We start from the raw sequence: 25,125 nt of genomic DNA on the forward strand, positions 1-25,125 counted from the left end.
ATATGCTCCGGTCCACCTCGCTCTATGCAGCTATTGATTTAGGTTCGAATAGTTTTCATATGCTGGTTGTACGCGAGGTGGCGGGAAGTATACAGACGCTGACGCGTATTAAACGCAAGGTCCGTCTCGCGGCGGGCCTGAGTGCGGATAATCATCTCTCTCCTGAAGCTATGGAGCGCGGCTGGCAATGCCTGCGCCTCTTTGCTGAACGTCTGCAGGATATTCCTCCCCAGCAAATCCGTGTCGTCGCCACCGCAACCCTGCGTCTGGCGGTGAATGCCGGGGAGTTTATTGCTAAGGCACAGGAAATCCTCGGTTGTCCGGTCCAGGTGATCAGCGGTGAAGAAGAAGCCCGCCTGATTTACCAGGGCGTGGCGCACACCACCGGCGGGGATGAGCGTCGTCTGGTGGTGGATATCGGCGGCGCAAGCACCGAGCTGGTCACCGGTATCGGTGCGCAGGCAACCTCCCTGAACAGTTTGTCGATGGGCTGTGTTACCTGGCTTGAACGCTACTTTACCGATCGCAATCTGGCGCAAGAGAACTTCGATGACGCGGAAAAAGCCGCCCGCGAGGTGCTACGTCCGGTGGCGGATGAGCTGCGTTATCACGGCTGGAAGGTCTGCGTTGGCGCATCCGGCACCGTCCAGGCGTTGCAGGAAATTATGATGGCGCAGGGGATGGATGAGCGCATCACGCTGGCGAAACTGCAGCAGTTAAAGCAGCGCGCCATCCACTGTGGTCGTCTGGAAGAGCTCGAAATCGAAGGGCTTACCCTTGAACGTGCCCTGGTCTTCCCCAGCGGCCTGGCGATCCTGATTGCCATTTTCACCGAACTGAATATTCAGTGCATGACCCTTGCGGGCGGTGCGCTACGGGAAGGTCTGGTTTACGGCATGCTGCATCTGGCCGTCGATCAGGACATTCGCAACCATACGCTGCGCAATATCCAGCGCCGGTTTATGGTGGATATCGAACAGGCGCATCGGGTAGCGAACCTGGCGATCAGTTTCCTCGATCAGGTCGAAAACGAGTGGCATCTGGATCCTGTCAGCCGCGAACTGCTGGTGAGTGCGTGCCAACTGCACGAGATCGGCCTGAGCGTTGATTTCAAACAGGCGCCGCTACATGGTGCCTACCTGGTACGCAATCTCGATCTGCCCGGCTACACCCCGGCGCAAAAGAAGCTGTTGGCCACGCTGCTGTTAAACCAGACCAACCCCGTCGACCTCTCTTCGCTCCACCAGCAAAATGCGGTGCCGCCGCGCGTGGCGGAGCATCTCTGCCGCCTGTTGCGTCTGGCGATCCTTTTTGCCAGCCGTCGGCGCGACGATTTGCTGCCAGCCATCACCCTGATGGCGGAAAGCGAGAAGTTGACGCTGAACCTGCCGGAAAACTGGCTGGATACCCATCCGCTGGGCGCAGAAATGCTGGTGCAGGAGTGTCAGTGGCAGAGCTATGTCCACTGGGTGCTTGAAGCTCAATAACCCCGATTAGACGCCCGGCGACATTACGCTTACCGGGCTCTCAAACTAGCGGTTTTTTGCCTTCTCCATCATCGCGCGAATATTGGCGATACTGGCCTGGCCTTTATGCATCCGCTCTTCGGCGGTAATTACTTTGCGCTCCTGCTCCCAGAGCACATCATCCTGCGGTAATTCCAGCAGGAAGCGGCTCGGCTCCGGACGCACCAGTTCCCCGTACTGGCGGCGCTCTTTGCACAGCGTAAAGGTCAGCTCTTTTTGTGCTCGCGTAATGCCCACGTAGGCCAGGCGGCGCTCTTCATCGACGTTATCTTCATCGATGCTGCTCTGGTGCGGCAGGATGCCCTCTTCCATGCCCACCAGGTAGACGTAGGGGAACTCCAGCCCTTTCGAGGCGTGCAGGGTCATGAGCTGCACCTGATCCGCCTCCTCTTCGCTTTCGCCGCGCTCCATCATGTCACGCAGGGTAAAGCGGGTGACGACCTGGGTCAGAGTCATCGGCTCGTCGATGTCAGAACCTTCCAGCATCTCGGTCATCCAGGTGAAAAGCGTATTGACGTTCTTCATCCGCATCTCCGCCGCTTTCGGGCTGGCAGAGGTTTCGTACAGCCAGGATTCATAATCGATCCCGCGGATCAGATCGCGCACCGCTGCGATCGGCTCCCGTTCGCTCAGCTGCTGGATCTCGCGCAGCCAATGAGTGAAGCGGGTCAACGATTCATAACCACGCCCGGTTAAGGTCTGGCTCAGACCCATATCGAAGCTGGCGGTCAGCAGGCTCTTATTACGGGTCATCGCCCATTCACCTAATTTTTGCAGCGTCGCCGGGCCAATCTCACGCTTCGGCGTATTCACGATCCGCAGGAAAGCGCTGTCATCATCCGGGTTGGTGAGTACGCGCAGGTAGGCGAGCAGATCCTTAATTTCCGGGCGCGAGAAGAACGACGTCCCACCCGAAATTTTGTACGGGATGCGGTTCTGCATCAGCATCTTTTCAAAGACGCGCGACTGGTGATTTCCGCGATAGAGAATGGCGTAATCTTTGTAGTTGGTCTTATTCACAAAGTGATGAGCAATCAGCTCCCCCGCCACGCGTTCGGCTTCGTGATCTTCGTTATTAGCGCTCAGCACCTTAAGCTCAGTACCATAGCCCAGCTCGGAGAAGAGACGCTTTTCGAAGACGTGCGGGTTATTGGCGATCAGGATGTTTGCCGCCTTCAGAATACGGCCGGATGAGCGGTAGTTCTGCTCCAGCTTGATCACCTGCAGCGCCGGGAAATCTTTGCTCAGCAGGACCAGGTTTTGCGGACGGGCGCCACGCCAGGAGTAGATCGACTGATCGTCATCGCCTACCACAGTAAAACGCGCCCGCTGGCCCACCAGCAGTTTCACCAGCTCGTACTGGCTGGTGTTAGTGTCCTGATATTCATCCACCAGCAGGTAGCGGATCTTGTTCTGCCAGCGCTCGCGCACCTCTTCATTGCGCTGAAGCAGCAGCGTTGGCAGCAGGATCAGATCGTCAAAGTCCAGCACGTTGCAGGCTTTGAGATGATCGTTGTACAGGCTGTAGCAGTGGGCGAAGATCCGATCCCGCTCTCCTTTGGCGCTTGCAGCGGCCTGGGCAGGGTCCATCAGATCGTTTTTCCAGTTGGAGATCGTAGAGATCAACTGCTGCAACACCGTTTTGTCGTCTTCGATCAGCTCTTCGGTCAGCTCTTTCAGCAATGCCACCTGATCGGTATCGTCGAACAGGGAGAAGTTCGACTTCATGCCCAACGCCGCGTATTCGCGCTTAATGATATCCAGCCCCAGGGTATGGAAGGTGGAGATCATCAGGCCGCGCGCCTCTTTACGCCCTAACGTCTGGCCGACACGCTCTTTCATCTCGCGCGCCGCTTTGTTGGTAAAGGTTACCGCCGCGATATGGCGTGCCTGATAGCCGCAGCCGCGGATCAGGTGGGCGATCTTGTTGGTGATCACGCGGGTTTTACCGGAACCTGCCCCTGCCAGCACCAGGCATGGTCCAGTAACGAATTCGACCGCTTGTTGTTGTCCAGGGTTTAAACGCATGGGAATATTGCTCAATCTTCGAACGGGGTGGGGATTGTAGCAGAAAGCCGGGCGCAGATTTACCGGCTAATGATAAAGTGAAGAAAACGCGTTGAACCCCGAGAGCAGAACCATGAAAAAGACCGCAGCGGCCCTGCACATTCTGGTAAAAGAAGAGAAACTGGCGCAGGAGATCCTCGTCAAACTGGAACGCGGCATCAGCTTTGATCATCTGGCGAAGCGCTACTCGAAATGCCCGTCCGGGCGTAACGGCGGCGATTTAGGTGAATTTAAGCAGGGTACCATGGTGGGCCCTTTCGATCAGGCGGTCTTCAGCTGTCCGCTACTGAAGCCTTACGGCCCGGTGAAAACCAAATTTGGCTACCATATCATTAAGGTGCTGTACCGCAGCTAACGCGTGGTATATTGCGCCCCGATTTTACTCAACCCTTCAAGGCACGATCATGGCGAAAACAGCGGCAGCAATGCACATCCTGGTAAAAGAAGAGAAACTGGCTCTGGAGCTTCTGGAGCAGATCAAGAACGGCGGCGACTTCGAGAAGCTGGCGAAAAAGCACTCCACCTGCCCATCAGGTAAAAAAGGCGGTCACCTGGGTGAATTCCGTCAGGGCCAGATGGTTCCGGCGTTCGATAAAGTGGTGTTCTCCTGCCCGGTGCTGGAGCCAACCGGCCCACTGCACACCCAGTTCGGTTACCACATCATTAAGGTGCTGTACCGCAACTAATAAAAAAGCCCGGTGGCGCTAACGCTTACCGGGCCTACTTTTGCACTTTGTAGGTCGGGTAAGGCGTAGCCGCCACCCGACAATTTACTTAACCCGCTACGGCAATACGTTTCATATCGGTCATATAGCCACGCAGCTTCTGGCCTACTTTCTCGATCTCGTGGCTGCGAATCGCTTCGTTCACGTCACGCAGCTGGGCATTATCTACCGCGCCTTCGTTGATCGCTTTACCCAGATCGCCGGTCTGCAGAGTGGTCATGAACTCTTTCAGCAGCGGTACGCAAGCGTAAGAGAACAGGTAGTTACCGTACTCAGCGGTATCGGAGATCACCACGTTCATTTCGTACAGACGCTTACGGGCGATGGTGTTCGCGATCAGCGGCAGCTCGTGCAGTGATTCATAGTACGCAGACTCTTCGATGATGCCGGAATCCACCATGGTTTCGAAGGCCAGCTCAACGCCCGCTTTCACCATCGCAATCATCAGAACGCCTTTATCGAAGTACTCCTGCTCGCTGATTTTGCCATCGAACTGCGCAGCGGTTTCGAACGCGGTTTTGCCGGTCTCTTCACGCCAGGTCAGCAGGTTTTTGTCGTCGTTAGCCCAGTCAGCCATCATGCCGGAAGAGAACTCACCGGAGATGATGTCGTCCATGTGTTTCTGGAACAGCGGAGCCATGATGGTTTTCAGCTGCTCGGACAGCGCGAAGGCACGCAGTTTAGCCGGGTTAGACAGACGATCCATCATCAGGGTGATACCGCCCTGCTTCAGCGCTTCGGTGATGGTTTCCCAGCCGAACTGAATCAGTTTCTCAGCGTATGCCGGGTCGGTGCCTTCTTCCACCAGCTTGTCGAAGCACAGCAGGGAACCGGCCTGCAGCATACCGCACAGGATAGTCTGCTCACCCATCAGGTCAGATTTCACTTCCGCAACGAAGGAAGATTCCAGCACGCCCGCACGGTGGCCGCCGGTGGCCGCTGCCCATGCTTTGGCAATCGCCATGCCTTCGCCTTTCGGATCGTTTTCCGGGTGAACCGCGATCAGCGTCGGCACGCCGAAACCACGTTTGTACTCTTCACGCACTTCGGTACCCGGGCACTTCGGCGCCACCATTACCACGGTGATGTCTTTACGGATCTGCTCGCCCACTTCAACGATGTTGAAGCCGTGGGAGTAACCCAGCGCCGCGCCGTCTTTCATCAGTGGCTGTACGGAACGCACAACGTCAGAGTGCTGTTTGTCCGGGGTCAGGTTAACCACCAGATCCGCCTGCGGAACCAGCTCTTCGTAGGTACCGACTTTGAAGCCGTTTTCGGTCGCTTTGCGCCAGGAAGCACGCTTCTCAGCAATCGCTTCTTTACGCAGGGCATAAGAGATATCCAGACCGGAGTCACGCATGTTCAGGCCCTGGTTCAGACCCTGTGCGCCACAGCCGACGATGACCACTTTTTTACCCTGAAGGTAGCTCGCGCCATCAGCAAATTCGTCGCGCGCCATAAAGCGGCATTTGCCCAGCTGCGCCAGCTGCTGGCGCAAGTTCAGTGTATTAAAGTAGTTAGCCATGGGTGATACCTCGTGATGTTGTGCGTCTTATTGTTCGGTTCGCTTTTCAGCGAGAATGTACCCACATTACAACAGGAAATTTATTGCGGAAATTGATATATTCACAACGTCACGTTGCAATTTCTGCAATATAAAACCCGGGAGTGGAATCGGTGGATTTACGCGATTTGAAATTGTTCCTGCATCTGGCGGAAAGCCGTCATTTTGGCCGCAGCGCGCGGGCGATGCACGTCAGCCCCTCTACGCTTTCCCGCCAGATCCAGCGCCTGGAAGAGGACCTCGGCCAACCGCTGTTTATACGCGACAACCGCACGGTCACCCTCACCGAAGCCGGGGAAGAGTTGCGGACGTTTGCCCAGCAAACCTTGTTGCAGTATCAGCAGCTGCGCCACACCATCGACCAGCAGGGGCCATCGCTTTCCGGGGAACTGCATATCTTCTGCTCGGTGACCGCCGCCTATAGCCATCTGCCGCCCATCCTCGATCGCTTCCGGGCCGAACATCCGTCGGTGGAGATCAAACTCACCACCGGCGATGCCGCCGACGCGATGGAGAAGGTGGTGACGGGAGAAGCGGATCTGGCGATTGCCGGGAAGCCGGAAACCCTGCCGGGTGCGGTGGCGTTTTCGATGCTGGAAAATCTGGCGGTAGTGCTGATCGCCCCGGCGCTGCCTTGCCCGGTGCGTAATCAGGTGTCGGTGGAAAAACCCGACTGGTCCACGGTGCCCTTTATCATGGCCGATCAGGGGCCGGTACGTCGCCGCATCGAGCTGTGGTTCCGTCGCCAGAAGATCAGTAATCCGTCAATTTATGCCACGGTCGGCGGCCACGAGGCGATGGTCTCGATGGTGGCGCTCGGCTGCGGCGTGGCGCTGCTGCCGGAAGTGGTGCTGGAGAACAGCCCGGAACCGGTGCGCAATCGCGTGATGATTCTGGAGCGCAGCGACGAGAAAACACCGTTTGAGCTTGGCGTGTGTGCACAAAAAAAGCGGCTGCATGAGCCGCTTATTGATGCGTTCTGGAATTTACTGCCGAACCATTAACCCGCCAGGAAGAACCTGAACGCCGGGTTATGGGTCTCATCATGACAGTCGTAACCCAGCTCGTTCAGCCGCGTTTCAAAATCCGGCTCATGCTCGCCCAGCTCGAATGCCGCCAGCACGCGACCGTAGTCGGTGCCGTGGCTGCGGTAGTGGAACAGGGAGATGTTCCAGTGTGTACCCAGGGTATGCAGGAACTTAAGCAATGCGCCAGGTGACTCCGGGAACTCGAAGCTGAACAGACGCTCCTGTAACGGTTTCGACGGACGCCCCCCGACCATATAGCGAACGTGCAGCTTCGCCATTTCATCATCGGAGAGATCCACCACGCTGTAGCCACCCTGGTGCAGCAGGTTGAGTATCTCTTTACGCTCTTCCACCCCACGGCTCAGACGCACGCCGACAAAAATGCAGGCGTCTTTGGCATCGGCAAACCGGTAGTTGAACTCCGTCACCGAACGACCGCCCAGCAGCTGGCAGAACTTAAGGAAACTGCCCTTCTCTTCCGGAATGGTCACCGCCAGCAACGCTTCACGCTGCTCTCCCAGCTCGCAACGTTCGGAAACGTAGCGCAGACCGTGGAAGTTGACGTTAGCCCCGGAGAGCACGTGGGCCAGACGCTCGCCGCGGATGTTGTGCTGAGCGATGTATTTTTTCATCCCCGCCAGCGCCAGCGCGCCGGACGGTTCTGCCACTGCACGCACATCCTCGAACAGATCCTTCATCGCCGCGCAGATCGCATCGCTGTCGACGGTGATGATGTCGTCGAGATACTCCTGGCAGACGCGGAAGGTTTCATCCCCGATGCGTTTCACCGCCACGCCTTCGGCAAACAGCCCGACGCGTGGTAAGTCCACCGGATGACCCGCATCCAGCGCCGCCTTCAGGCAGGCAGAATCCTCGGCTTCAACGGCGATGACTTTGATCTGCGGCATCAGCTGTTTGATCAGCACCGCCACGCCCGCAGCTAACCCGCCGCCGCCAACCGGTACGAATACGCGGTCGAGATGGGCATCCTGCTGCAACAGCTCCAGCGCAAGGGTGCCCTGGCCGGCAATCACCATCGGGTGATCAAACGGCGGCACCCAGGTGAAGCCCTGCTGCTGCGCCAGATCGATGGCTTTGGCCTTCGCCTCGTCAAAATTGGCACCGTGGAGCAGCACTTCGCCGCCAAATCCCCGCACCGCATCGACTTTAATATCTGCGGTTGCCACAGGCATGACGATCAGGGCTTTCAGCCCCAGCCGCGCGGCAGAGAACGCCACGCCCTGGGCATGGTTGCCCGCCGAAGCGGTGATCACGCCACGCGCTTTTTGCTCGTCGGTCAGCCCGGCCATCATCGCGTAGGCGCCGCGCAGCTTGAAGCTGTGCACTGGCTGGCGGTCTTCGCGCTTCACCAGAATGACGTTATCCAGTCGCGAAGACAGCTTGTCCATTTTCTGCAGCGGCGTGACCTGCACCGCTTCATAGACCGGCGCACGCAGCACTGCCCGGAGATATTCCGCCCCCTCAGGGGCAGACGATAAGGGTTGGGATTCGGCCATCATTAGCCCCCAAGCTTGGATTTATCGCGTACCGCGCCTTTATCCGCACTGGTAGCAAGGGTGGCGTAGGCACGCAGGGCGAAGGAGACTTCACGCTGACGATCTTTCGGCGTCCAGGCTTTATCGCCACGCGCATCCTGTGCTTCACGGCGGGCAGCGATTTCCTGCGGGCTCAGCTGCAGTTGAATACCGCGATTCGGAATGTCGATTTCGATCAGGTCGCCATCTTCGATAATCGCGATGTTGCCGCCGCTGGCTGCTTCCGGCGAAACGTGACCGATGGAGAGGCCGGAAGTACCGCCGGAGAAACGACCGTCGGTGATCAGCGCACAGGCTTTACCGAGGCCCATGGATTTGAGGAAGGTGGTCGGGTAGAGCATCTCCTGCATTCCCGGCCCGCCTTTTGGTCCTTCATAGCGGATGACGACAACATCGCCAGCCACGACTTTGCCGCCGAGGATCGCTTCTACCGCATCATCCTGGCTCTCATAGACTTTTGCCGGGCCGGTGAATTTGAGGATGCTGTCATCCACGCCTGCGGTTTTAACGATACAGCCGTTTTCCGCGAAGTTGCCGTACAGAACCGCCAGGCCGCCATCTTTGCTGTAGGCGTTTTCCAGCGAGCGAATGCAGCCTTCGGCGCGGTCGTCATCCAGAGTGTCCCAGCGACAGTTCTGCGAGAACGCCTGCGTGGTACGGATCCCTGCCGGGCCGGCGCGGAACATGCTTTTTACCGCGTCGTCTTTGGTCAGCATCACATCGTACTGATCCAACGTTTGTGGCAACGTCAGCCCAAGAATGTTTTTCACCTCACGGTTCAACAGCCCGGCGCGATCCAGCTCGCCCAGAATCCCCAACACGCCACCGGCACGGTGAACATCCTCCATGTGATATTTAGGGGTGCTTGGCGCAACCTTACACAGCTGCGGTACCTTGCGGGACAGCTGGTCAATGTCGGTCATGGTGAAATCAATTTCCGCTTCCTGAGCCGCGGCCAGCAGGTGCAGAACGGTGTTGGTCGAACCGCCCATGGCGATATCCAGGGTCATAGCGTTTTCAAACGCCGCTTTGCTGGCGATATTGCGCGGCAGTGCGCTGGCATCGTCCTGCTCGTAGTAACGTTTGGTCAGTTCAACGATGCGTTTACCGGCGTTGAGGAACAGCTCTTTACGATCGGCGTGGGTCGCCAGCAGCGAGCCGTTACCCGGCTGAGACAGGCCCAGCGCTTCGGTCAGACAGTTCATCGAGTTGGCGGTGAACATACCAGAACAGGAACCGCAGGTCGGACAGGCCGAACGCTCAACCTGATCGCTCTGCTCGTCGGAGACTTTCGGGTCGGCGCCCTGAATCATCGCGTCGACCAGGTCGAGCTTGATGATTTTATCGGACAGCTTGGTTTTACCCGCTTCCATTGGGCCACCGGAGACGAAGATCACCGGAATGTTCAGGCGCAGGGAGGCCATCAGCATCCCCGGGGTGATTTTGTCGCAGTTGGAGATGCAGACCATCGCATCGGCACAGTGGGCGTTAACCATGTACTCCACCGAATCGGCGATCAGCTCGCGCGACGGCAGTGAATAAAGCATGCCCCCGTGCCCCATCGCGATCCCGTCATCCACGGCGATGGTGTTGAACTCTTTCGCCACGCCGCCGGAGGCTTCAATCTGCTCGGCAACCAGCTTCCCGAGATCGCGAAGATGAACGTGACCCGGAACGAACTGGGTGAACGAGTTGACCACGGCGATAATCGGTTTGCCGAAATCGGCGTCGGTCATCCCGGTGGCGCGCCACAGTGCGCGGGCGCCGGCCATGTTGCGGCCGTGAGTGGTGGTGGCGGAACGGTACTTAGGCATGCGTTATTTACTCCCGTCTATCTGGTAAATGGGACGGTGCGTGCCGTCCCATATTTATGCTTATTGATTAACCTGATCCAACCAACCCCATTTATCTTCGGTTTCACCGGTAAAGAGGCCAAAGAAGGCGTCCTGGATACGTTTGGTGACCGGACCACGGCGACCTTCGCCTACCTGGATGCCGTCAACGCTGCGTACCGGGGTGATCTCTGCTGCGGTACCGGACATGAAGATTTCATCAGCCAGGTACAGCGATTCGCGGGACAGAACCTGCTCGCGCACTTCGATACCCAGATCCTGCGCCAGCTTGATGATGGCGTCACGGGTGATGCCCGGCAGGGCTGAAGAGGTGAATGGCGGGGTGAACAGAATGCCATCTTTCACTTCAAACAGGTTCTCACCTGCACCTTCAGAGATATAGCCGTTCACATCCAGGGCGATACCTTCCTGATAGCCGTGGCGACGTGCTTCGCTGCCAACCAACAGGGAGGAGAGGTAGTTACCGCCCGCTTTGGCTGCGGTCGGGATAGTGTTTGGTGCCACACGGTTCCAGGAGGAAACCATCGCGTCGATCCCCTGCTCCAGCGCTTCTGCACCGAGGTAGGCTCCCCACGGGAACGCGGCGATGATCACATCGGTGGTGTAACCGGCTGGCGGGTTAACGCCCATCCCCACATCGCCCACGAACACCAGAGGACGAATATAGGCGCTGGTCAGGTTGTTTTTGCGCAGGACGGCGCGGCAAGCTTCCATCAGCTCGTCAACGCTTTGGGAAACCGGGAAACGATAAATTTTGGCTGAATCACGCAGACGTTGCATGTGTTCGCGATGGCGGAACACCACCGGACCTTTGTGTGAGTCGTAGCAACGGATGCCTTCAAAAACAGAGGTACCGTAATGAAGCGCGTGGGACATCACGTGGACTGTAGCGTCCTCCCAGCGAATCATCTCACCATTGGACCAAATGAAATCAGCTTTCTTCGTCGTCATTTTTCTTCCTTTGCGCTCAGGCGCGAATTTGTTGTGTTTGCGATGTAGCGGCACGCTGCTGGATATCGACCCGTGCGACGTCGACCAGTTTGCTCAACTGGCTAAACAGTAATTCGACGGGGCGCTGGCTGGCAACGGTCAATTCGATATTTATGTTCTGCGCGTCGGTGGCGGTTTCCATGTTCATGGAACATATCTGGAACCCACGATGGCGCACCACGCGCAACACACGTTCTAATGTTTCCGGGTTGAAGCGAGCCTGCACGGCGACCTGATGTTGCATCATGATAATTTCTCCAGCATTTGTGAGTTACTGGCGCCGGGCGGCACCAACGGCCAGACATTCTCAAGCTCGTCGATTGAGACATGAAGCAGGTAAGGCCCCTTGCTTGACAGCATTTCATCAAGTGCCGCTTCAACCTGGTCTTTACGGGTGATGTGCTGGCCAGGGATGCCAAAGGCACTGGCCAGAACGAGGAAATCAGGGTTATCGGTCAGGGTGGTTTCGCTGTAACGCTCCTGGAAAAAGAGCTGCTGCCACTGGCGCACCATGCCTAAACGTTGGTTATCCAGCAGCACGATTTTCACCGGCAGCTGCTTACGCTTGATGGTGCCCAGTTCCTGAACATTCATCATGAAGGACCCATCACCGGAGACACAGATCACCGTATCCTCCGGGCGCGCCACCTGGGCACCTACGGCAGCTGGCAAGCCGAAGCCCATAGTGCCTAAACCGCTAGAGGTGATGAAGTTTTCCGGCCGCGTGTAGGTCATGTGCTGGGCGGACCACATCTGATGCTGGCCCACGTCGGTGGTCACCACGCTGTCGGCCGGTTTGCGATCCGACAGCTGCTTGAGCAGCAACGGGGCATAGATCGCTTCACCAGGATGGTCGTAGCGCCAGGCGTGCTCGCGGCGCATCTCTGCCGCATGCTGACGCCACGCGTCGATCGCCAAAGGCTGCTGTAACGCAGGCAGCAGCGCGTTGAGGTCACCCTGCAGGGCCACGTGCGCCTGACGGAGCTTATTCATCTCTGCCGGGTCGATATCCATATGAATGACTTTGGCATTCGGAGCGAAGGTATTCAGCTTGCCGGTTACGCGGTCATCAAAACGCGCACCCACGGCGATCAGCAGGTCACACTCCTGCACGGCGAGGTTGGCGGCTTTGGTGCCGTGCATCCCCAACATGCCGAGATAGTACGGGTAGTCAGCCTCCACCGCACCCAGGCCTTTTAAAGTGCAGGCCGCTGGCATCCGGGTGGTGGCGATAAATTCGCGCATGGCCGGCACCGCCTGCGCCATCCCCACGCCGCCGCCAACATACAGGATCGGCTTTTGCGCGTGGGCTAACATCTGGCTGGCCTCGCTGACTTCGGCAAACGGGAACGCATCCTCATTCTCAACGGTGGAGAAGTGCGGCTCCAACTCGCCAAGGGCAACCTGGATATCTTTCGGGATATCAACCAGAACCGGACCAGGACGGCCTGAGTTTGCCACCTCAAAGGCTTCCGCCATAACGCGCGGCAGCTCTTCCAGGGATTGCACGAGGAAGCTGTGTTTCGTACAAGCCAGTGACAAACCGAGAACGTCCACTTCCTGGAAAGCGTCGGTGCCGATCAAAGGAGAAGCAACCTGGCCGGTGATCGCCACAACCGGAACGGAATCAAGCAGCGCGTCAGCCAGGCCGGTGATCAGGTTGGTAGCGCCTGGGCCTGAGGTCGCCATGCAGACGCCTGTTTTCCCGGTTGCACGGGCATAACCAATGGCCGCCATCGCCGCACCCTGCTCGTGTCGGCACAACAGGTGTTCCACGCCGCCGTCATACAACGCATCGTAAATCGGCATAATTGCGCCACCCGGGTAACCGAAGATAGTATCGACTCCCTGCGCTCGCAACGCATGTACTACCCACTGTGCGCCATTCATAGTTACTTCCCCGTCGTAAATCGTGAGAAACAGAATTTTGTGCTACTACTCATCGTCTGCTCCTCGTTTATGTTTTAAGGTCATAAAAAAACCCCCGGACCTTTCGGTGCGGGGGTCTTAGTTCGTTAAGGCTTGATTACTAAGCCTTTCCTCGTCCAAGTGCAGCCCCGCACGGTGGGATAATAATCACCACCACGCTAATCACGACCAGGCTAATCACTCGTAGAAGGGCTGTCATTTTCTGTTCTTTTTGCATCTTGTTCGAAGGAATACCTAAAGAGTTATCACAGATATCGAACCGAGCACAACTTTTTTTTATAATTCACTTTCTTATGACGCTAATAGTTTAGATAAAAATCATTGTTTTTTATGACAAAAATAGAAAATGAATTATTTTCATTTTTTGTTACTCAACAAAGGCCGATAAGGAAAACGTATTGCGCTTTGCGAGCACGCTTCCATGACGATGAAAAGGTTGCAATTTCGGGGAAATATTGCGGAACAGGCTGCGTAAAAACGCGATTTGGCGATAAAAACCGGGACTACAAAGTGACATAGTGGCGCTACAAGGAGGCTCTTTATGTCATTGTCGGTTGTTTATACCCGCGCTGCGTTAGGCGTTAAAGCGCCGCTCATTTCCGTAGAAGTTCACCTCAGTAATGGGCTCCCGGGCTTAACGCTGGTCGGCCTGCCGGAAACCACCGTCAAAGAGGCCAGAGATCGGGTACGCAGCGCCATCATCAATAGCGGTTATACCTTTCCGGCCAAAAAGATCACCATTAATCTGGCACCGGCCGATTTACCTAAGGAAGGAGGAAGATATGATTTACCTATCGCCATTGCGCTTCTCGCTGCCTCTGAGCAGCTCTCCTCTGCCAGGCTAAGCGCATACGAGTTCGTGGGTGAGCTGGCGCTCACAGGCGCATTAAGAGGGGTTCCCGGCGCGATATCCGGCGCCCTGGCGGCCATACAGGCTGGCAGAGAGATTATCGTCGCCAACGATAACGCTGCCGAAGTCAGCCTTATCGAACAAAAAGGCTGTCTGGTGGCAGAGCACTTGCAGGAGGTATGCGCCTTTCTGGAGGGCCATCACGAGCTGACTGCACCCGCTGGAGAGCCTTTTGTGCCAGGCAATGACGATCGTGATATCAGCGATATCATCGGTCAGGAGCAGGGTAAACGGGCGCTGGAAATCACCGCGGCCGGCGCGCACAATCTACTGCTCATTGGCCCACCAGGCACCGGCAAAACCATGCTCGCGAGCCGACTCAATGGCCTGCTGCCGCCACTCAGTAACCATGAGGCACTGGAGAGTGCGGCAATCGTAAGTCTGGTCAACGCCACATCGATGTATAAGCAGTGGCGTCAGCGTCCCTTTCGCGCACCTCATCACAGCGCCTCGCTCGTGGCCATGGTGGGCGGGGGTGCTATCCCTGCGCCGGGAGAGATTTCGCTGGCGCACAATGGCATTCTCTTTCTGGACGAGTTACCCGAGTTTGAACGACGCGTGCTGGATGCGTTACGCGAGCCTATTGAATCCGGGCAGATCAATATCTCCCGTACTCGCGCAAAGATCAGTTATCCGGCTCGCTTCCAGCTTATCGCCGCCATGAATCCCAGCCCAACGGGGCACTATCAGGGCAATCATAATCGCTGTTCACCCGAACAGACGCTTCGCTATCTGGGGCGTCTGTCGGGACCGTTTCTCGACCGCTTCGACTTATCCCTTGAGATCCCGCTACCGCCGCCAGGGTTACTAAGCCAGACGCACACTATGGGAGAATCCAGCATCACCGTGCGAAACAGAGTGATCGCCGCGCAGGAGCGGCAGCTGGTGCGGCAAAATAAACTCAATGCCCATCTGGATAATGCGGAGATCCGCAGGTTTTGCCCACTCACGACAGAAGATGCCCAGTGGCTGGAAGAGACCCTTACCCGGTTCGGCCTGTCGGTACGTGCCTGGCAGCGGCTGCTGAAGGTGGCCCGTACGATTGCCGATCTGGAGGAGAGTGAAAAGATTGAACGTAGACACCTGCAGGAGGCCTTGAGCTATCGCGCTATCGATCGTCTACTACTGCATCTGCAAAAAATGCTGGCATAAAAAAAGGGGCCGGAGCCCCTTCTTCTTAATCGTCTGATTCGGTGTAGTCTTCTGCACCTTCCATCTGTGGTTTACCACCAGACAGAGTATGGAACCGCTTTGGACGCTTGATACGCCCCATATACTTGATCCATACGCGCTCCGCTTCCGTTACCGGCTCACGCTCGCCACGGCAGACGGCAACAAACGATTTTTCGTCATCAGTGGTGGGTTCACGTTTTCCCAAATCCAGTTCATTGAAAGCATAACCGTGGCGCTCAAGCAGTTGTGCCTCTTTGATGGTGAAATCACCATGGCGAGAAAATCCGCGTGGATAATTTTTATTGTCGAAAAAACGATTAGTCGTCGTAAAGCTTTCCGCCATCCTACACGCTCCTATATCTTTGGCCGAGCTATTTATGGCGCGGAGTATTAGTTACGCTTGACAGAGCGTCCAACAAAACATTTAAATCATAACGACAAATTATTTTGCGGAGAAAACCGTGGATACGGAATTGCTAAAAACTTTCCTCGAAGTGAGCAGAACTCGCCACTTTGGGCGCGCCGCAGAAGCGCTTTATCTGACTCAGTCGGCAGTGAGCTTTCGTATTCGTCAGCTTGAAAATCAGCTTGGGGTGAATCTTTTTACCCGTCATCGCAATAACATTCGCTTAACGCCTGCGGGTGAAAAGCTTCTGCCCTATGCAGAAACCCTGATGAATACCTGGCAGGCCGCGCGTAAAGAGGTTGCCCATACCTCAAAGCATAATGAGTTTTCTATCGGTGCCAGCGCCTCTTTATGGGAGTGCATGCTAAGCCCCTGGCTTAGCCGATTATATCGCTCTCACGGACAGCTGCAGTTTGAGGCCCGCATTGCGCAGCGGCAGTCGTTGGTGAAGCAGTTGCATGAACGACAGCTGGATCTGCTGATCACCACCGAAGCGCCGAAAATGGATGAATTTAGCAGCCAGATCCTCGGACAGTTCACCCTGGCGCTTTATGCTGCTGAACCTTCGGCCATGAAAAGCGACCTGAACTATCTGCGACTCGAGTGGGGCCCCGATTTCCAGCCGCATGAGGCCGGTTTGATTGCCATTGACGATGTTCCGATCCTGACCACCAGTTCCGCTGAGATAGCCTGCCAGCAGCTCGCATCGTTAAAAGGTTGCACCTGGTTGCCGCAACGCTGGGCCAGTAATAAACCGGGATTACATACGGTGACAGATTCTGCCACCCTTCAGAGGCCACTGTATGCCATCTGGTTGCAAAACAGCGATAAGCAAGGCCAAATCAAAGATCTGCTTAAAATCAATGTGATGGATTAAAGGATACGTTGCAAGGACGCAACGGAAAGACGTGAAAGAGGCAGGTTTTGCTTTCTTACAGGCAAAAAAAAATCCTTTGCCGAAGCAAAGGATTCTTTATATGGCAGGGGCGGAGAGACTCGAACTCGCGACACCCGGTTTTGGAGACCGGTGCTCTACCAACTGAGCTACGCCCCTAAATTTCTTACTACTAAGCCTGCTACATTAGCAGGCTTAGTTTTAATAGGTGGCGGAACGGACGGGACTCGAACCCGCGACCCCCTGCGTGACAGGCAGGTATTCTAACCGACTGAACTACCGCTCCACCGAATACTTCTGTAACCACCGGATTAATGCCCCGGTTCACTACGTAATTTGATGCCTGGCAGTTCCCTACTCTCGCATGGGGAGACCCCACACTACCATCGGCGCTACGGCGTTTCACTTCTGAGTTCGGCATGGGGTCAGGTGGGACCACCGCGCTACAGCCGCCAGGCAAATTCTGTTGTTCACCCCGCCCGCAGGCGTGATGAGTAATCTGTAATCAGCTGAAAATCGTCTTCAAATCCGCCGAAACAGCTTCGGCGTTGTAAGGTTAAGCCTCACGGTTCATTAGTATCGGTTAGCTCAACGCATCGCTGCGCTTACACACCCGACCTATCAACGTCGTCGTCTTCAACGTTCCTTCAGGACCCTTAAAGGGTCAGGGAGAACTCATCTCGGGGCAAGTTTCGTGCTTAGATGCTTTCAGCACTTATCTTTTCCGCATTTAGCTACCGGGCAGTGCCATTGGCATGACAACCCGAACACCAGTGATGCGTCCACTCCGGTCCTCTCGTACTAGGAGCAGCCCCCCTCAATTCTCCAGCGCCCACGGCAGATAGGGACCGAACTGTCTCACGACGTTCTAAACCCAGCTCGCGTACCACTTTAAACGGCGAACAGCCGTACCCTTGGGACCTACTTCAGCCCCAGGATGTGATGAGCCGACATCGAGGTGCCAAACACCGCCGTCGATATGAACTCTTGGGCGGTATCAGCCTGTTATCCCCGGAGTACCTTTTATCCGTTGAGCGATGGCCCTTCCATACAGAACCACCGGATCACTATGACCTGCTTTCGCACCTGCTCGAGCCGTCACTCTCGCAGTCAAGCTAGCTTATGCCATTGCACTAACCTCCTGATGTCCGACCAGGATTAGCTAACCTTCGTGCTCCTCCGTTACTCTTTAGGAGGAGACCGCCCCAGTCAAACTACCCACCAGACACTGTCCGCAACCCGGATTACGGGTCCACGTTAGAACACCAGCCATTAAAGGGTGGTATTTCAAGGTTGGCTCCACGCAGACTGGCGTCCACGCTTCAAAGCCTCCCACCTATCCTACACATCAAGGACCAGTGTTCAGTGTCAAGCTATAGTAAAGGTTCACGGGGTCTTTCCGTCTTGCCGCGGGTACACTGCATCTTCACAGCGATTTCAATTTCACTGAGTCTCGGGTGGAGACAGCCTGGCCATCATTACGCCATTCGTGCAGGTCGGAACTTACCCGACAAGGAATTTCGCTACCTTAGGACCGTTATAGTTACGGCCGCCGTTTACCGGGGCTTCGATCAAGAGCTTCGCGTTGCCGCTAACCCCATCAATTAACCTTCCGGCACCGGGCAGGCGTCACACCGTATACGTCCACTTTCGTGTTTGCACAGTGCTGTGTTTTTAATAAACAGTTGCAGCCAGCTGGTATCTTCGACTGATTTCAGCTCCACGAGCAAGTCGCTTCACCTACCATCAGCGTGCCTTCTCCCGAAGTTACGGCACCATTTTGCCTAGTTCCTTCACCCGAGTTCTCTCAAGCGCCTTGGTATTCTCTACCTGACCACCTGTGTCGGTTTGGGGTACGATTTGATGTTACCTGATGCTTAGAGGCTTTTCCTGGAAGCAGGGCATTTGTTGCTTCAGCACCGTAGTGCCTCGTCATCACACCTCAGCGTTGAATAAGGTTCCGGATTTACCTGGAACCTCCGCCTACATGCTTAAACCGGGACAACCGTCGCCCGGCCAACATAGCCTTCTCCGTCCCCCCTTCGCAGTAACACCGAGTACAGGAATATTAACCTGTTTCCCATCGACTACGCCTTTCGGCCTCGCCTTAGGGGTCGACTCACCCTGCCCCGATTAACGTTGGACAGGAACCCTTGGTCTTCCGGCGAGCGGGTTTTTCACCCGCTTTATCGTTACTTATGTCAGCATTCGCACTTCTGATACCTCCAGCAGACCTCACAGTCCACCTTCAACGGCTTACAGAACGCTCCCCTACCCAACAACACATAGTGTCGCTGCCGCAGCTTCGGTGCATGGTTTAGCCCCGTTACATCTTCCGCGCAGGCCGACTCGACCAGTGAGCTATTACGCTTTCTTTAAATGATGGCTGCTTCTAAGCCAACATCCTGGCTGTCTGTGCCTTCCCACATCGTTTCCCACTTAACCATGACTTTGGGACCTTAGCTGGCGGTCTGGGTTGTTTCCCTCTTCACGACGGACGTTAGCACCCGCCGTGTGTCTCCCGTGATAACATTCTCCGGTATTCGCAGTTTGCATCGGGTTGGTAAGCCGGGATGGCCCCCTAGCCGAAACAGTGCTCTACCCCCGGAGATGAATTCACGAGGCGCTACCTAAATAGCTTTCGGGGAGAACCAGCTATCTCCCGGTTTGATTGGCCTTTCACCCCCAGCCACAAGTCATCCGCTAATTTTTCAACATTAGTCGGTTCGGTCCTCCAGTTAGTGTTACCCAACCTTCAACCTGCCCATGGCTAGATCACCGGGTTTCGGGTCTATACCCTGCAACTTAACGCCCAGTTAAGACTCGGTTTCCCTTCGGCTCCCCTATACGGTTAACCTTGCTACAGAATATAAGTCGCTGACCCATTATACAAAAGGTACGCAGTCACACCACAAGGGTGCTCCCACTGCTTGTACGTACACGGTTTCAGGTTCTTTTTCACTCCCCTCGCCGGGGTTCTTTTCGCCTTTCCCTCACGGTACTGGTTCACTATCGGTCAGTCAGGAGTATTTAGCCTTGGAGGATGGTCCCCCCATATTCAGACAGGATACCACGTGTCCCGCCCTACTCTTCGAGTTCACAGCAGGTGTATCTTCGTGTACGGGAGTATCACCCTGTACCCTGCGACTTTCCAGACGCTTCCACTGACACACATGCTGATTCAGACTCTGGGCTGCTCCCCGTTCGCTCGCCGCTACTGGGGGAATCTCGGTTGATTTCTTTTCCTCAGGGTACTTAGATGTTTCAGTTCCCCTGGTTCGCTTCGTTAAGCTATGTATTCACTTAACGATAGTGCAACGGATTGCACTGGGTTTCCCCATTCGGAAATCGTCGGTTATAACGGTTCATATCACCTTACCGACGCTTATCGCAGATTAGCACGTCCTTCATCGCCTCTGACTGCCTAGGCATCCACCGTGTACGCTTAGTCGCTTAACCTCACAACCCGAAGATGTCTCTTTCGATTCATCATCGTTTTGCGAAAATTTGAGAGACTCGAACACACCTTCATCTGCTCTTATTACGGAGAGCAGACACAGTGTGTCGTTTCAATTTTCAGCTTGATCCAGATTTTTAAAGAGCAAAACTTCGCAGCGCACCTTCGCAGGTACACTCTGAAGTTTTCGTGTTGTCGCAGTAAAGGATGGTGGAGCTATGCGGGATCGAACCGCAGACCTCCTGCGTGCAAGGCAGGCGCTCTCCCAGCTGAGCTATAGCCCCATCGTAGTTAAATCTCTTCAAATTTGCATCGCAAATTTGGTAGGCCTGAGTGGACTTGAACCACCGACCTCACCCTTATCAGGGGTGCGCTCTAACCACCTGAGCTACAAGCCTGCAGAGATTTTTTACTGCTTACTTTTCATCAGACAATCTGTGTGAGCACTGCAAAGGCAGGTTCTTTAAGGTAAGGAGGTGATCCAACCGCAGGTTCCCCTACGGTTACCTTGTTACGACTTCACCCCAGTCATGAATCACAAAGTGGTAAGCGCCCTCCCGAAGGTTAAGCTACCTACTTCTTTTGCAACCCACTCCCATGGTGTGACGGGCGGTGTGTACAAGGCCCGGGAACGTATTCACCGTAGCATTCTGATCTACGATTACTAGCGATTCCGACTTCATGGAGTCGAGTTGCAGACTCCAATCCGGACTACGACGCACTTTATGAGGTCCGCTTGCTCTCGCGAGGTCGCTTCTCTTTGTATGCGCCATTGTAGCACGTGTGTAGCCCTACTCGTAAGGGCCATGATGACTTGACGTCATCCCCACCTTCCTCCAGTTTATCACTGGCAGTCTCCTTTGAGTTCCCGGCCTAACCGCTGGCAACAAAGGATAAGGGTTGCGCTCGTTGCGGGACTTAACCCAACATTTCACAACACGAGCTGACGACAGCCATGCAGCACCTGTCTCAGAGTTCCCGAAGGCACCAAAGCATCTCTGCTAAGTTCTCTGGATGTCAAGAGTAGGTAAGGTTCTTCGCGTTGCATCGAATTAAACCACATGCTCCACCGCTTGTGCGGGCCCCCGTCAATTCATTTGAGTTTTAACCTTGCGGCCGTACTCCCCAGGCGGTCGACTTAACGCGTTAGCTCCGGAAGCCACTCCTCAAGGGAACAACCTCCAAGTCGACATCGTTTACGGCGTGGACTACCAGGGTATCTAATCCTGTTTGCTCCCCACGCTTTCGCACCTGAGCGTCAGTCTTTGTCCAGGGGGCCGCCTTCGCCACCGGTATTCCTCCAGATCTCTACGCATTTCACCGCTACACCTGGAATTCTACCCCCCTCTACAAGACTCTAGCCTGCCAGTTTCGAATGCAGTTCCCAGGTTGAGCCCGGGGATTTCACATCCGACTTGACAGACCGCCTGCGTGCGCTTTACGCCCAGTAATTCCGATTAACGCTTGCACCCTCCGTATTACCGCGGCTGCTGGCACGGAGTTAGCCGGTGCTTCTTCTGCGAGTAACGTCAATCGATGAGGTTATTAACCTCACCGCCTTCCTCCTCGCTGAAAGTACTTTACAACCCGAAGGCCTTCTTCATACACGCGGCATGGCTGCATCAGGCTTGCGCCCATTGTGCAATATTCCCCACTGCTGCCTCCCGTAGGAGTCTGGACCGTGTCTCAGTTCCAGTGTGGCTGGTCATCCTCTCAGACCAGCTAGGGATCGTCGCCTAGGTGAGCCATTACCCCACCTACTAGCTAATCCCATCTGGGCACATCTGATGGCAAGAGGCCCGAAGGTCCCCCTCTTTGGTCTTGCGACGTTATGCGGTATTAGCTACCGTTTCCAGTAGTTATCCCCCTCCATCAGGCAGTTTCCCAGACATTACTCACCCGTCCGCCACTCGTCACCCAGGGAGCAAGCTCCCCTGTGCTACCGTTCGACTTGCATGTGTTAGGCCTGCCGCCAGCGTTCAATCTGAGCCATGATCAAACTCTTCAATTTAAGTTTGATGCTCGTGAATTAAACTTCGTAATGAATTACGTATGTTCACTCAGAGACTTTGGTATTCATTTATCGTCTTGCGACGTTAAGAATCCATGTCACTTTGAGTGCCCACACAGATTGTCTGATAAATTGTTAAAGAGCAGTGCAACGCGGCTTTCGCTCACCGTTGCGAGGTCCCGTATAATACGTTTTCCTCATTCAGAGTCAAGCAATTATTTTCGCTTTTCTCCGCCGGCGTTCATCTCTGAAGCCTGCTGTCACGGCGGTTTGTAATCCGTTGTTCCGTGTCAGTGGAGGCGCATTATAGGGAGTTCTTCGGCAGTGACAAGAGCTAATTTAAAAAAATCTTTCAACCGTCTTTTTTTTGCTCAAAAACGTGCTACAGCGCTAGTTTTTCGAGCGTTTCAAAGCCGTAACGGCGTAAAACGGGTAAAAGTTGCTCAGTCTCAGCGGTCAATGCCATGCAATACGCAATATTGTTGTCGGCAGATTTTGCATCTGGCGCTTCATGTTCAAGCAGCCAGGCGGTGCGACGGGCAATAGCCGCACCGGAATCCACCAACCGGGTCCCTTCTGGCAGAACGGCAAGCAACTCCTCCTGTAATAGAGGGAAATGCGTGCAGCCCAGCACAACCGTATCGGGCGGTTCCGACATTTTCAGCCATGGACGCAAGATACGGCTCAGCTCCTCCAGGGATACTGCCTGACCATGCAGCTTCGCTTCCGCCATCTCCACCAGCTCGGCAGACCCTAACATGGCAATCTTGCATTCATTGGCAAAGCGTTCGATCAGCTCGCGGGTATAAGGACGCTTAACCGTACCGCGGGTTGCCAGCAGTCCCACCACGCCATTCGCCGTCAGACGCGCCGCAGGTTTAATCGCTGGCACCACGCCGACAACCGGGAACGGGAATTTTTCGCGTAAAGCGGGAAGGGAAACCGTACTCGCCGTATTACAGGCAATCACCGCCAGGGCGAGAGGATAATGTTGTTGTACGGCGGTAACGATTTCAACGACGCGTTCGACAATAAACGTTTCGCTCTTCTCCCCATAAGGAAAAGCTACGTTATCGAATGCATAGATGTAATGAAGATCCGGCAGCAGATGCCGAATCTCATCATAGACTGAAAGCCCACCGACACCGGAGTCAAACACCAGGACGGTGGGACGTGGGTCAGAAGGTGTAGCTGCCAGACAAGGTGTATTCCCGTCCTGCAGTTTCGTAGCCATAAACTGTCTCGTAGTCTTTATCGAACAGGTTGGCGATTTTACCACGAACTGTAAGGTGAGAGGTGACAGGATATGAAACGGCGAGATCCCACAAACTTACCCCACCCATTTTCACTCGCTCTGAGGTGAACGTATTTGGATCATACGCCACGTCATAACGGGTGCCCAGATAGCGGTAGGCCAGATTCCAGTCGAGATCCCATACCTGCGTATCCAGCTGGTACTTCACCTGCTGCTTCGAACGGCGAGCCAGCACTTCGTTGGTTTTGGCATTACGCGGATCAACATAGTCATAAGAAATCTGATGCCCCACCGGACCCGTATCGAACTGCGCCGTGGCTTCAATACCTTTGATGCGTGCTTTATCCACGTTGTAGTAGCGGAACGTACGCGGGTCGCTGCTGATCAGGTTATCGATATCGTTGCGATAACCCGATACACGCCAGGTCACCGGTCCGGTCAGTCCCTCAAAGCCACCTTCCCACTGCTTGCTCTCTTCCGGCTTCAGGTCCGGGTTGCCGTAGCTCGCACTGTGGATCTGGCTCATGGTCGGCGCTTTGTAGGCCGTGCCGTAGGAACCGATAATCCGGTAACCTTCGATAAACTCCCATCCGGCGCTGGTCTGCCAGGTGTTATGGTTGCCAAAGTTAGAGTTATCGTCATTACGCGCGGCGGCTTCCAGGGTGACGCTATCGAACTGCTGCATGGCGGACAGGAAAACCCCGGTGTTGCGTTGCTCGTAGCCTTTATCCAGATAGCCGGTTCCCGCCTGGGTTTTTTGCTTCTGCCAGTCCAGACCCGCGCCGATATTGCCGTGGCCCACCGTGACGGTGTTCATCCACTGGGCGGTGTATTGCTTGACGTCATCCGTAGTGGCAGACGAAGCATAGCGGCCTTTGCTCGGGTCATAGTTCTGATCTTTGCTGCGACCGTAACCACCCACCAGTTGGGTCTGGTAGATCCCCTGGTTATAGCGCAGGCCGGTGTCCCAGTTCTGGCTATACAGCTGACGCGTATCCGGCAGGCCATCGACCATAAAGCTGTCGTCATAATGCTCATAGCCGTCATACGCCGTGCGGTTGTCATAGCCGAGCCCACGCACGAAGCCGCTCAGGTTGTCGGTGATCTGCTGCTCAACCGAGCCAAACAGCGACTTGCTCATAAAGCCGTCGCGATCGGGCTGGCGTGGCGCATCTGCCGCATCGATATCAAAGCCACGGGTGTAGGTATAGTTACCGCCGAGGGTGATTTTGGTTTTATCCAGCACCTGCTGGAAGGCGCCATCATAGGATTGATAGCCTTTCGAGCCGACGCTGGCGGTAATTTCCGCCCCTGGCTTGTCCCGACCCGTAATAATGTTAATCACGCCGCCAATCGCATCCGAACCATACAGGGCCGAGCGCGGGCCACGAATGTATTCGACACGCTGAATGAGCGACACGGGAATCTGGCTGAGATCCGGTGAGTTACTGATCCCGGCGTTATTCAGTGGAATGCCGTCAATCAGCACCAGCACATGACGGGATTCGGTCCCGCGAATAAAGGTAGAGGAGTTAGCGCCTATCCCACCGCTCTGGGCGATATCCACACCCGGTAAGCGTGACATGACCTCAACGACGCTTTTTGCCTGCCAGCGTTCAATGTCTTCCCGGGTAACAACGGAGCTGGGGGCCAGAACGGTATTGGCAGGTTGTGCAACACGGTTTGCCGTTACGACCAACGCGTCTGCGCCATCCTGCGCCCAGCCCGAAAATGCCGTGACGGAAAGCGCCGTCAACAGCGATACTTTTTTAATCATTGT

Annotated in this window: 18 protein-coding genes, 4 tRNA genes and 3 rRNA genes; 6 read left to right on the forward strand and 19 right to left on the reverse strand. The window is 55.5% G+C overall.

The features are described 5' to 3' along the window. The first annotated feature begins 2 nt into the window (after positions 1–2). On the forward strand, positions 3–1,487 hold the full coding sequence (gene gppA / locus SOM40_RS22630) for a guanosine-5'-triphosphate,3'-diphosphate diphosphatase (protein ID WP_261645413.1): 1,485 nt from the start codon (positions 3–5) through the stop codon (positions 1,485–1,487). Positions 1,488–1,532: 45 nt separating this feature from the next. Here the strand turns inward: gppA and rep are convergent, their stop codons facing one another. Next, the gene (gene rep, locus SOM40_RS22635) at positions 1,533–3,554 is read right to left on the reverse strand and encodes a DNA helicase Rep (protein ID WP_320531127.1); all 2,022 of its coding nucleotides are present in this window, start codon (positions 3,552–3,554) and stop codon (positions 1,533–1,535) included. A gap of 112 nt (positions 3,555–3,666) precedes the next feature. On the opposite strand from rep, the gene ppiC (SOM40_RS22640) reads away from it, so the two are divergent. Both ppiC (SOM40_RS22640) and ppiC (SOM40_RS22645) read left to right on the forward strand, forming a co-directional pair. Next, complete coding sequence (ppiC, locus tag SOM40_RS22640; RefSeq protein WP_320531126.1) at positions 3,667–3,948, forward strand: peptidylprolyl isomerase PpiC; 282 nt, start codon at positions 3,667–3,669, stop codon at positions 3,946–3,948. A gap of 49 nt (positions 3,949–3,997) precedes the next feature. Next, positions 3,998–4,279, forward strand: coding sequence for a peptidylprolyl isomerase PpiC (gene ppiC / locus SOM40_RS22645; RefSeq protein ID WP_032615193.1), 282 nt, complete (start codon positions 3,998–4,000; stop codon positions 4,277–4,279). Positions 4,280–4,367: 88 nt separating this feature from the next. On the opposite strand, the gene ilvC is transcribed toward ppiC (SOM40_RS22645), so the two are convergent. After that, positions 4,368–5,843 (reverse strand): ketol-acid reductoisomerase, encoded by a 1,476-nt coding sequence (gene ilvC / locus SOM40_RS22650; protein ID WP_106995954.1) that lies wholly within the window; start codon positions 5,841–5,843, stop codon positions 4,368–4,370. Positions 5,844–5,995: 152 nt separating this feature from the next. On the opposite strand from ilvC, the gene ilvY reads away from it, so the two are divergent. Beyond that, positions 5,996–6,886: an HTH-type transcriptional activator IlvY gene (ilvY, locus tag SOM40_RS22655; protein WP_312191084.1), complete on the forward strand. Its 891-nt coding sequence runs from the start codon at positions 5,996–5,998 to the stop codon at positions 6,884–6,886. On the opposite strand, the gene ilvA is transcribed toward ilvY, so the two are convergent. The 7 genes from ilvA to ilvL all read right to left on the reverse strand — a co-directional run bounded on the left by ilvA (position 6,883) and on the right by ilvL (position 13,437). After that, positions 6,883–8,427 (reverse strand): threonine ammonia-lyase, biosynthetic, encoded by a 1,545-nt coding sequence (gene ilvA / locus SOM40_RS22660; RefSeq protein ID WP_231313875.1) that lies wholly within the window; start codon positions 8,425–8,427, stop codon positions 6,883–6,885. The two genes, ilvY and ilvA, sit on opposite strands and share 4 nt — an antisense overlap. 2 nt (positions 8,428–8,429) lie before the next feature. Next, complete coding sequence (ilvD, locus tag SOM40_RS22665; RefSeq protein ID WP_166184765.1) at positions 8,430–10,280, reverse strand: dihydroxy-acid dehydratase; 1,851 nt, start codon at positions 10,278–10,280, stop codon at positions 8,430–8,432. Positions 10,281–10,340: 60 nt separating this feature from the next. Next, on the reverse strand, positions 10,341–11,270 hold the full coding sequence (gene ilvE / locus SOM40_RS22670; protein WP_106995957.1) for a branched-chain-amino-acid transaminase: 930 nt from the start codon (positions 11,268–11,270) through the stop codon (positions 10,341–10,343). Positions 11,271–11,286: 16 nt separating this feature from the next. Further along, positions 11,287–11,556: an acetolactate synthase 2 small subunit gene (gene ilvM / locus SOM40_RS22675; RefSeq protein WP_032615208.1), complete on the reverse strand. Its 270-nt coding sequence runs from the start codon at positions 11,554–11,556 to the stop codon at positions 11,287–11,289. After that, positions 11,553–13,199: an acetolactate synthase 2 catalytic subunit gene (gene ilvG / locus SOM40_RS22680; RefSeq protein ID WP_320531125.1), complete on the reverse strand. Its 1,647-nt coding sequence runs from the start codon at positions 13,197–13,199 to the stop codon at positions 11,553–11,555. Before ilvG ends, ilvM begins: the two co-directional genes overlap by 4 nt. A 2-nt stretch (positions 13,200–13,201) precedes the next feature. Continuing rightward, entirely contained in the window at positions 13,202–13,252 is a 51-nt protein-coding gene (ilvX, locus tag SOM40_RS22685; RefSeq protein WP_196221615.1) for a peptide IlvX, read from the reverse strand. An 86-nt stretch (positions 13,253–13,338) separates the two neighbouring features. Then, entirely contained in the window at positions 13,339–13,437 is a 99-nt protein-coding gene (gene ilvL / locus SOM40_RS22690; protein ID WP_001311244.1) for an ilv operon leader peptide, read from the reverse strand. 342 nt (positions 13,438–13,779) lie between these two features. Between ilvL and SOM40_RS22695 the strand changes: the two genes are divergently transcribed. After that, the gene (locus SOM40_RS22695) at positions 13,780–15,300 is read left to right on the forward strand and encodes a YifB family Mg chelatase-like AAA ATPase (RefSeq protein ID WP_320531124.1); all 1,521 of its coding nucleotides are present in this window, start codon (positions 13,780–13,782) and stop codon (positions 15,298–15,300) included. A gap of 25 nt (positions 15,301–15,325) precedes the next feature. Here the strand turns inward: SOM40_RS22695 and SOM40_RS22700 are convergent, their stop codons facing one another. Next, entirely contained in the window at positions 15,326–15,664 is a 339-nt protein-coding gene (locus SOM40_RS22700; protein ID WP_106995960.1) for a MaoP family protein, read from the reverse strand. A gap of 118 nt (positions 15,665–15,782) precedes the next feature. On the opposite strand from SOM40_RS22700, the gene hdfR reads away from it, so the two are divergent. Then, positions 15,783–16,604 carry an HTH-type transcriptional regulator HdfR gene (gene hdfR / locus SOM40_RS22705; RefSeq protein ID WP_225759967.1) on the forward strand — a complete coding sequence of 274 codons (822 nt, stop codon included), beginning with the start codon at positions 15,783–15,785 and terminating at the stop codon, positions 16,602–16,604. 101 nt (positions 16,605–16,705) lie between these two features. Here hdfR and SOM40_RS22710 read toward each other — a convergent pair. The 9 genes from SOM40_RS22710 to btuB all read right to left on the reverse strand — a co-directional run bounded on the left by SOM40_RS22710 (position 16,706) and on the right by btuB (position 25,122). Continuing rightward, positions 16,706–16,781 (reverse strand) — tRNA-Trp (locus SOM40_RS22710). A gap of 50 nt (positions 16,782–16,831) precedes the next feature. After that, positions 16,832–16,908, reverse strand: a tRNA-Asp gene (locus SOM40_RS22715). Between the two features lie 55 nt (positions 16,909–16,963). Beyond that, positions 16,964–17,079: ribosomal RNA gene (gene rrf / locus SOM40_RS22720) — 5S ribosomal RNA — on the reverse strand. Positions 17,080–17,174: 95 nt separating this feature from the next. Next, positions 17,175–20,081: ribosomal RNA gene (locus tag SOM40_RS22725) — 23S ribosomal RNA — on the reverse strand. A gap of 206 nt (positions 20,082–20,287) precedes the next feature. Continuing rightward, a tRNA-Ala gene (locus SOM40_RS22730) sits at positions 20,288–20,363 on the reverse strand. A gap of 37 nt (positions 20,364–20,400) precedes the next feature. Then, positions 20,401–20,477, reverse strand: a tRNA-Ile gene (locus SOM40_RS22735). Positions 20,478–20,548: 71 nt separating this feature from the next. Continuing rightward, a 16S ribosomal RNA gene (locus SOM40_RS22740) occupies positions 20,549–22,090 on the reverse strand. Together the 16S, 23S and 5S rRNA genes with 4 tRNA genes alongside form the textbook arrangement of a ribosomal RNA operon. 382 nt (positions 22,091–22,472) lie before the next feature. Beyond that, positions 22,473–23,324, reverse strand: a complete 852-nt coding sequence (gene murI, locus SOM40_RS22745) for a glutamate racemase (protein WP_320531168.1) — start codon at positions 23,322–23,324, stop codon at positions 22,473–22,475. Next, positions 23,269–25,122, reverse strand: coding sequence for a TonB-dependent vitamin B12 receptor BtuB (btuB, locus tag SOM40_RS22750; protein WP_225759965.1), 1,854 nt, complete (start codon positions 25,120–25,122; stop codon positions 23,269–23,271). The genes murI and btuB overlap by 56 nt, the downstream gene beginning before the upstream one ends. Between the last annotated feature and the right edge of the window lie 3 nt (positions 25,123–25,125).

The organism is Leclercia sp. CFBP8987 (assembly GCF_034044995.2).
Classification (GTDB): domain Bacteria; phylum Pseudomonadota; class Gammaproteobacteria; order Enterobacterales; family Enterobacteriaceae; genus Enterobacter; species Enterobacter tamurae.